General features: G+C 48.8%; 5 protein-coding genes. All 5 read right to left on the bottom strand.

Annotation, left to right across the window (positions count from 1 at the left end):
* Positions 1-96 precede the first annotated feature (96 nt).
* Entirely contained in the window at positions 97-486 is a 390-nt protein-coding gene (locus L0156_29870; protein MCI0607212.1) for a hypothetical protein, read from the bottom strand.
* On the bottom strand, positions 483-1487 hold the full coding sequence (locus L0156_29865; protein MCI0607211.1) for a hypothetical protein: 1005 nt from the start codon (positions 1485-1487) through the stop codon (positions 483-485). Before L0156_29865 ends, L0156_29870 begins: the two co-directional genes overlap by 4 nt.
* A 3-nt stretch (positions 1488-1490) precedes the next feature.
* On the bottom strand, positions 1491-2357 hold the full coding sequence (locus L0156_29860) for a hypothetical protein (protein MCI0607210.1): 867 nt from the start codon (positions 2355-2357) through the stop codon (positions 1491-1493).
* The gene (locus L0156_29855) at positions 2354-3283 is read right to left on the bottom strand and encodes a hypothetical protein (GenBank protein ID MCI0607209.1); all 930 of its coding nucleotides are present in this window, start codon (positions 3281-3283) and stop codon (positions 2354-2356) included. The genes L0156_29860 and L0156_29855 overlap by 4 nt, the downstream gene beginning before the upstream one ends.
* On the bottom strand, positions 3280-5295 hold a 2016-nt coding region (locus L0156_29850; GenBank protein MCI0607208.1), incomplete at its 5' end, for a hypothetical protein. The genes L0156_29855 and L0156_29850, both read right to left, overlap by 4 nt.

The raw sequence follows: 5295 nt of genomic DNA, 5'->3' as shown, positions 1-5295 counted from the left end.
TGTTCTTCTTACAAGAGGAACGATACACCCTCTTTCTTTTTCAAAAAAGAAAAGCTCTCTCTTAATAAAAGGACTTTTTACAGGAATTGTAGGACATCACCTTGTCGTGTTTTGAATAATGTTGAGATAGTTCCATTTATCGCCAGCATTGTAATAGCCGAGTAGCACCAGGACGATAAAAATTCTGGTCATGAAAGAAATCAGCTCCAGCCGTCCTTTCAGGTAGTCAAGAAAAAGACTGAATATTGCGATTACGAAGAGCGATGGGATTAACGCCGTAAGAGGTCCCGGGCTTCTGCCATACAATTGATCCAGGATCGAATCCACACGATTGCTAAAAATCTTTCCGGCTTCACTGGTAATATCGATCACCTCAAAGCCGCAATTATTGTTGACCGGTGGCGAGTCTGCCGATGCTGAGCCTGCAGCCAGGAGAACAATATTTGCGAGAAACAGAAATATGAAGATGCGTTTCCGTCCCGTCATATTTTTTTAACTCCGCGAGTAACGTAACTTCGAAGAATGACCGGAACGAAGCCAACCGCGAGCGAAACGCCACGATAAAATCCCGATGATCTCGCTCCAACGATGCTTGACGCCATCGAAGGGACACTTACCAGCATGAAGAGTGACACCACACCGAGCACGATGCTTAAAAACATTGCCAGCAAGTTGCACTTTCCTTCTGTTAGGGGATTCGTAATCCAGGCAATCGGGACATAGACAAGGATGCTCTTGTATCCGGCGATGATTGCAAACATGAAGGCTGAATAAATTACTGGCCACAGACAGATCTCCAGCCATCGCAGTGCCCACCCCCATGCGATCCTCTGTGTAGACTCAAAAACTCCGAGCGCCAGACAAAACGGACCAATCACATCCAACATGAAAAGAAGAAGGATTTGTCCGGCATCAATCACATAGGAGATGATCGCGACAAGACATGAAGTGAATACAAAGATGACGGTAATCCAGCCCGGAATCGTGAATATGAGGCGAGCTGCAGTTTCAAAGCTGTCCCAGATGCCTGCGAATATTCCTTCTCCTTTGTTTGTTCCGATGGCTCCGCTGAAAATCTGCCCGATATTGGATAGCAGCGCCTCCGGTCCGGAACCGCCCCGAATCCACATGCCGAGATTATTTGCGCCATCACGGATCACGTAGCGGAAATTATCAGTTGCGGCGTACGAGTTCAGGAGCACTGAGATGACCAGGATCCTCGTTAGTGCTCCTTTGATATCCAGCCGCCCGGCGAGGTAATCCAGAAATTGCATGAATACTGAGATGGCCAGTAAGGCGGCAAAGAGACCTTTGGCGTAATTCAAAAAAGAAGAGGAGTCGATCGAGCTCTTCCAGGTTGTAGTATCTGTCCAGTCGCGGAGAAGATCGGTGGGGTTGCCGAGACAACTGGCAGCATAGGATGGAATGTTGAAAGCAGCAAGCAGAATGATTACCGTTAGAATCGTTGTTGCAATACTTCTACGCATGAGTTACTCGAAGAGGTTTTGATAACCGGCTGCATTCGCACTGTCACCCGGGCTCCCTGCGGAATCTGCCCCGAAGATTCCAACAATTGCGGCTGAGTTGGACATTTCGAGAAAGGTTTGTCCACGGAGTTTCTTCTGGCGCTCAAGAGCGGCAAGCATCACATCACTGCTTTTGAGATCCATCCGGATCGCCTCCACTTTCAGGAGTCCATCCAATGCCTCCAGTGTCGCTGCAGCGGCATTTTGGTCGTCCGTATACACCCGTTCCTGAATCTCTTTTCCTTTTTCGGTGGCCTTCTTTAACTCGGCACGGTCTGGCCCTAAGCTTGTCAAGGCTTTCGCGGCTTCGTATCGCTGCGTGGCGTAAAAGTTGTTTGTTGGTGAAACCACGATTTCACCTGTTTTTGGATCAAACCAGTGAATAGGGCCTCCTGCCAGGTCGTTTAGCAAGAAATCCATAATGCCTTTATCGCAACAAACAAATGGCGACTTCCCGGACACGAAATCCAGGAAGGTATCGAAATAATCTGGCAGCTGGATTTGTGGTGTGCAGTTGGTGAGCCAATCCTGTGCCCAGATGTGGAGAAAATCAAACGGATGGCTGAAGAAGTTTGCGATTCCCTTCAGCATATGCCAGTAGTCGTAGGCGTCGCCCAATAGATCTTTGAAGAGAAAGAAATATGAAAGGATCTCCTGCCACAGCGGTTCTTTCAGGAACCAGTAGGGATCGACAAAGCCCAAGATCCCACCGGCAGACAGAGAACTTGCTTCAACTGTTCTATCCATCGTGGAAAGGCCCGATGAACTGGCACCTTCTAACTGCATTCCAAGAATCGAGAACATTAAGAGGAAACAGATCACTTTTTTCATGGCTGGTCTTGACTTCCCGTTACAAGAATCTGAGGAACTAGGCCGAACATTTGCATCGACGCACTCGACGCTTCTTCCAGCGCTTTCTGGGCAGCGAGTTCCTCAATTGCATCCTGCGCAGCCAAAGCCACACGCGTTGCCTCAAGTTCCGTTTCTGATGCGGTTGCTCTTAAAATCGATCCCGAAGCCATGGCGATGTTTTTGGGAATGTTTTCTCCAAGCGTGATTGCGTTTCTGATGCGGTCGGCGTCAGCCACAATTGTGGGAACTGAATTTCTTGCAGCTGCAACTTGCTTCGGGGCATTGTTTGCCGCTTCATATATCTGCCAGCTTCTTCGCCCGAAGTTGGGGGAAGGGATCACGTCTCCATTGATGTCGTAGACCTGTGGAATTCCTCCAATCATTTCTGTGAGCTGGTTTTGAAGTGCGGAGGAGCACTCCAGATAAGGTTTTTGGCCGGCGATGAAAGCCAAAAATTCTTTAATATCTTCGAGCGTAGGATCCGGAGGCCAGGATTCAAAGAACAGTCCGCCTTTTGGAAGACAGGACTTGAGCGGATCGAGGATCTGTGCAACCCAGAATTGTTTGGTTAAGACATACTTTACGGAACCGTACAACTTCTCCCAATAACTTTTCAGCTCGTTGAATGTCCCCCAAATTTGTTTTGCGATAATAATCATCTCGATTAGGGCTACAATTTCAGACGGGATGACAAAGTTAATCGAGCCAGGAGCTGCCAATTGTGTAAGTGCTAACGGATCGCCCGTGTTCAGGCCCTGGAGCTGTAACGCCTGCGCCATCATTTCAGCCGGGAGACTATCAAAGGCTGCAAGCGAGCTTTCCACAGAATGATCTCCGGCTTGCACTAGCGCGGCTCCCGCGGAATAGGCAATGAGCACAACGATTGCAATGATTCGCTTCATCATGCTAACACCTCCTGTGATGCATGATCTTTTTGTTTTTCCACTTTTTGTTCTGCAAGGTGGAATCGATCCAGGTAATCCGTGTGTCTGCGGATTAAGTAAGACGGCGGGATAATCAGACGGTCGATATTGATACCGGTTCGCAAGAACTCCGAAAAAACACGTGGCTCGCTGTTTGGCGCAATTTCCTGCCAGTCATCTGCCGTGATATTGAGACTTCCCATCAGGTCGCAGTAACCTTGTTTCATCAGCAAAGTTTCGGCGCAGTTATCCACAAGAGCGGGAGCATGTGGGGATTTCGCGATATCTTTCAATTGCTGTGATATCAACCAGACTGCGAGTCCGGCCTTGCGTCCGGCGCGGATGAGCTGCTCCAGCCAGGATGCGATCATCGGGTTGTCGATGATCAGTCCCAGCTCATCGACAAGAAGGAATTTGTATTTATAACGCTCGTCCGTTACGGACAACCATACATTCTGCATGAGAAAGTAGCTCAGAAGGCTTACCAGGTGTCTGTCCCGTGATAGAGATTGGAAGTCAAAACAGATCAATGGATTTTCCAGATTCACCACTTTGGGATTAAAGAAAAAGTTTCCCAGTCGCCCCATGCACTCTTCGAATTCCGCGCGCAGTGTGTACCGGTAAATGAAGTTTTCGAGGTTGATGTCTTCCGGTTTTGTATTTGACGCAAACGCCCTTAAAAGCTCGTAAGCTTCTGACTGAGTAATTGTGATTCCTGGGCGCCCCTCCGTTCGTGCTTTTGGATCCGCAGTCATCTCTTGAATCAGGTATGCGACAAAGTTCAACTCCGCTTTGTTTTCCGGATTCCGCCGCACACGGCTCATGATGTCGAAACCGACTTCCGTGTTGTAATCCAGCGGAAAATATTCACCGCCATTTTCATCTACAAGAGTCCGGTAAGATCCGCCCTGAACCACTCCAAGATCGATCACCGTTATTGCTGTTTCGCCAGGATGCCTGGCTATGTGCGATTCAAGAAGCCATTCGCCAAGCAGAGTTTTACCCTGGCCTGAACTACCTGTGATGATCGCGTGCTGGTTCACTCGCGCTTCATCAAAGACGCGGAATCCATCAGGTGTGCCTGTTCGGTCTACAAATACGGCATCGGCATCGTGCAAATTCTGATTGGCAACGGTCAGATGAATTGGAAGCAGATGAGTAGCAACACTTGTAGTCGTCCGCCGGTTGAGCGATTTGTAAATCGGCGCCGGAGGGAGGCAACTGAAAAACAATGTGCCCGTACCGAAAAGTGGGCGAAGCGGTGTAAAGCCTAATAACCGGATCTTGGATATCAGCTCGTTTTGGTTCTTTTCCAGTTCTTCGGGACTTTCGGCTGATTGCATCAGGATGATTTGTGTATCAAAAATCCTTTCGCCACGTGCGTATTGTTGGATCTGTACTTCTTCCATCTGAGCTGCTTGCAAGTCAGCCCTCGGATCGGGAACACCGGTTAGCGCGGTTGAACGCGCGCTGTAGAAAATCCGCTGTCTTCTCCTTAGCAGTGTGTCCTGCTCACCTGAGGTAAGGCCGTTAAACTTTGCGCAAACCGTAAATTGCATTGGATAACTGCTGAGCAGAACCTTGTAGAAATCGCTCCGGACGTTCAAGCTGTAGTCCAGCACTGCGATCGTTCCGTAAAATCGCCCATTGAAGTACACGTAGCGTCCTTGCACATCCATGTCGGTGTCAACGAGGTATTCAGACAGGTAATGCGTAGAAAGTGGATCCTGCAGGAAATACTCCAGCGATTGCGCGTTCGAATTTAGCAAAGGATTGAAGAATTCGAGCAACCGGTTTCCTGTAAGGCGGTCGGAAGTGAGCTTGCTGAATGCTTCCTCCGCAGATCGCAGGTGTTTGTCTACATCGTCAAGGCGTTCGGCAATGACCTGCTGCATTTGTTCATGAGTCACGTTGTAAAGTGTCTTTAGATTCCGTTCCTGCAAACGGTAGTTGAGAACGATGAAGCCTTTCGTTTTCCATGCCAGCTTCTGATC

Source organism: bacterium (assembly GCA_022616075.1).
Lineage (GTDB): Bacteria > Acidobacteriota > HRBIN11 > JAKEFK01 > JAKEFK01 > JAKEFK01.
Note: the sequence above shows the minus strand (reverse complement) of the source record. Positions and strands in the feature narration are given on the sequence as shown.

Coding starts and splice junctions, on each gene's coding strand:
- L0156_29870 (MCI0607212.1), bottom strand. CDS start 486: ATGACGGGACGGAAACGCATCTTCATATTTCTGTTTCTCGCAAATATT.
- L0156_29865 (MCI0607211.1), bottom strand. CDS start 1,487: ATGCGTAGAAGTATTGCAACAACGATTCTAACGGTAATCATTCTGCTT.
- L0156_29860 (MCI0607210.1), bottom strand. CDS start 2,357: ATGAAAAAAGTGATCTGTTTCCTCTTAATGTTCTCGATTCTTGGAATG.
- L0156_29855 (MCI0607209.1), bottom strand. CDS start 3,283: ATGATGAAGCGAATCATTGCAATCGTTGTGCTCATTGCCTATTCCGCG.